A 3947-nucleotide genomic window follows, 5' to 3' on the forward strand; every position below is an offset into this window, starting at 1 on the left:
AGAAGAGAGATTCATTTATATGGTTGTCTGTCAGTTGCTTATGGTATTTTTTTGAAATTTAATGCGTGAGGTGTATTTCCTATACGCAAAAATCGAAATTTCTTACTTGACATAGTACGCTGTCACCTTCGTGAGAAGGTGACAGGCACCATCCGTGGACACTGTCCACCTGAGACGGACAGTTACATTTAACCATTGAGCATGTATTAATACCAAAGGATTTTCTCAGGGAGGAGCTGTTCATTTGAATATGGAATTAGACCAAAAGCGTATTAAAGAAATGTGCGGAACAGTCTCCTTTAAACGAGGAGATTCTTTTTATAGAGCGGGTAAGGTATCGTTTGATTATTATAGTCCAGAGCGTTGTGAGGCAAGTGTAAAAGGTACAGAAGATTTCTATGTCACGGTAGATATAGAAGAAAGTGGTAATCTGCGGACATCATGCAGTTGTCCAACGCTCGCTTCCGTGAAAACCGACTGTCAGCATATTGCAGCTGTGTTACTCGCTATTTATGAACACCAACAGCAAGGAACAACGCCTATCGTGAAAAGTGATGAACCTGTTGATCCTTCAACTAAAAAGGCGCTGACTACTGGATTACTCACCCTTTTCACGAAGCAGCCTAAACGAAAAAGTGGACATCAGCTTCATTTTGAGAATAGACAGGTTCTCGAAGCGAATTTTCTCTGTAAACCAGTGAAAATTGGGAAGGGACATAATCTGTTAGGGATAGAAATGGAGATAGACCACCGTAAAGTGGAGAACATCCGACATTTCTTAGCTAATGTAATAGAAGGAAAGCAAAGCGTTCTTTCTAATACTTTTACCTTTAACCCAAACCTGCACTGCTTTCAAAGAGAGACAGATGATGTCATTCAACAACTATCTCATGTGCTGCAGGATGAAAAAATGTATGTAAGCACCAAGTCAAACGAATTTGATGATTGGTACAGGCAGGAGCAGCTACTCATAACGCCATCCTCTTGGGAACGCCTTTTATCGTTATTAGTAAAGGCCCCATTCGTACAAGTTGCGAATAAGGGGGAAACATTTGAGGGGCTTGTTCTAACAGAAAAAATTATCCCTCTAAAATTTAATTTTGGGTCCTCAGCAGGCAGGAGCTATCATTTGAGGATTAAAGGATTAGATCAATTAACCATACTAGATTCTTATCAATTTGTTCTATATAAGGGCAAGTTTATTAGGATTGAAGAAACAGACTGCAAACGTTTGGCAGACCTTAAAGAAATGTTAGAGGTTTCGAAAACAAATCAAATAGAGATTCCACTTGAGCAAATGGATGATTTTGTAGAAAGTGTCGTCCCAGGGTTAAAGAAACTCGGTGAGGTTGAATTACCTCTAAATATAACAAACAACTATAGGAAAGAGCCTTTAGTTGCCAAGCTTTATTTGGATCGTTTAAAAAATCGTCTGTTAGCGGGCCTGGAGTTTCAATACGGAAATATCGTGATAAACCCGTTGGATATCCCACAAGATGTTCCTGTGCTTATAAGAGACGTAGAAAAGGAAAATCAAATACTACACCTGATGGAAGAAAGCTCATTTGCAAGTACGGACAGCGGCTATTTCTTGCATAACGAAGAATTGGAGTATGAGTTTTTATATCATGTGGTTCCGAAACTGCAAAAGCTTGTACAAATTTATGCAACAACCGCGGTCCGGAACCGAATATTTAAGGAAAATACAATTCCAAAGATTAGAGTAAAAGTAATAAAAGAGCGAACCAACTGGCTGGAATTTAAATTTGATATGGATAGTATCCCGCAGAAAGAGATAAAAGAGCTTTTATCTGCACTTGAGGAAAAAAGGAAATATTATCGACTGCGGAACGGGGCCCTTCTCTCATTGGAGACGAGGGAATTTGAAGAAATCCAACGCTTCCTGCAGGCAGCGCCTGTACAAGCAGAGGATCTTGAAGCCGGGTTGAATGTTCCGATCGTGCGGGGATTAAAGCTGCTTGACTGTGTTGAAGACAACTCAACCTTTACACTCGAGGAATCGTTCCGTCAGTTTTTAGATACCATCCAAAATCCAAGTAGTATGCAGTTCAAGGTTCCAGAATTAGTGGAACCAATTTTAAGGGATTATCAAGTCCAGGGATACAAATGGCTGAAAACGTTAGCTAGTTATGGATTTGGCGGAATTCTTGCAGATGATATGGGACTAGGAAAAACACTTCAAAGTATTACCTATATCCTTTCTGAACTTCCAATCATCCGTAAAAAACAGCTGCCGATTCTGATTGTCTGTCCAGCATCATTAACATATAACTGGCTAAGTGAAATCCATAAATTTGCCCCAGGAGTGCGTGCGGTTATTTTAGATGGCACGAAAACAGAGCGGACAGCTAAACAAAAACGTACCACTGATTTTGACGTTGTCATTACCTCTTATCCTTTGCTGCGTAAGGATATCATGTGGTACGAAAAGCAAACCTACCATACCGTGTTTTTTGATGAAGCACAGGCTTTTAAAAATCCTATTACGCAAACAGCAAGGGCAGTGAAGAAAATACAGGGGGATTATCGTTTTGCGCTAACAGGTACTCCTGTGGAAAACTCTTTGGAAGAGTTATGGTCTATCTTTCATGTGGTATTTCCAGAACTATTCCAAGGGCTGAAGGAATATAGCCATTTAACCAGAAAGCAGATTGCAAGAAGAATCACTCCGTTTTTACTTAGAAGGATGAAGGAAGATGTTTTGGCAGAGCTGCCTGAAAAAATTGAATCTATTGACTTAGTGGAGTTATTGCCAGAACAGAAGAAACTCTATGGAGCCTATTTAGCAAAACTAAGACATGACACGCTGAAGCATTTGGATAAGGACACGCTTCGTAAAAATAAAATAAAAATCCTCGCAGGGCTGACGAGGCTGCGACAAATCTGTTGTCATCCAGGTTTATTTGTGGACGGTTATAAGGGAAGTTCTGCAAAGTTTGAGCAATTACTGCGGATTATGGATGAATCAAAGCTTTCGGGAAGAAGAGTGTTGATTTTCTCTCAATTTACAAAAATGCTTCAGCTTATCGGAAGAGAAATGGCCATTCAAGGTCTGCCTTTCTTCTATTTAGATGGACAAACCCCATCAGAAGAGCGGCTTGAACTTACAAATCGCTTTAATGCAGGAGAACGTGACCTTTTCCTTATATCCTTGAAAGCAGGAGGAACAGGTCTTAATTTAACCGGCGCAGACACTGTTATCCTTTATGACCTATGGTGGAATCCGGCGGTAGAGGAACAAGCAGCAGACCGGGCACACCGGATGGGACAAACAAATATAGTGCAAGTCATCAAATTGGTTGCACGAGGCACAATCGAGGAAAAAATGAATGAACTGCAGGACAAGAAGAGAGAATTAATAGAGGAAATTATCGATTCAAAAGATAAGGGAACTTCTTCTCTAACTGAGGAGGATATTCGAGAGATACTAATGATTTAGATTTTCTGAAAAAAAGCTAAAGGAATCCTGATAGTAAGGAAACCTTTAGCTTTTTTCATTTTGCTCGTGCAGCTCCAAGGTTAAAAGAAAGGAAAATCCTTTTGCAAGAAGAGCAGTAACTTTTTTAAAATAAAATTCATTATTCTATTGATTTTTTTAAAGTATGATAGTAATATAGTAAATCTGACGAGGGGATAAATCATAAACAGATTGCTTCTTCATCAGTGGAATGAATAAAGGTTGACAACATGGATGTTATTTAGTAAGATGAATTCTGTTGTCGATTTCGAAAAGATATATTAAAAAAGTAATTGACACGATTGGAGCAAAAATGTTATATTAATAACCTGCTTCAAAAATATTGCTCTTTGAAAACTAAACAAACAAGAACGTCAACAAACAATTTTTTAGCTTTTTATAAAAGCTAAGCCAACGTAACAAATGAGCTATATCAACTTTCTTGGAGAGTTTGATCCTGGCTCAGGAC

1 protein-coding gene is annotated in these 3947 nt (G+C 38.9%); it reads left to right on the forward strand.

Annotation, left to right across the window (positions count from 1 at the left end; all coding sequences use genetic code 11):
* Positions 1 to 244: 244 nt before the first annotated feature.
* Positions 245 to 3460 (forward strand): SNF2 helicase associated domain-containing protein, encoded by a 3216-nt coding sequence (locus M3189_RS26320; protein WP_251639752.1) that lies wholly within the window; start codon positions 245 to 247, stop codon positions 3458 to 3460.
* Positions 3461 to 3947 lie beyond the last annotated feature (487 nt).

This window comes from Neobacillus niacini (assembly GCF_023715415.1).
Classification (GTDB): Bacteria; Bacillota; Bacilli; order Bacillales; family Cytobacillaceae; genus Neobacillus; species Neobacillus niacini_C.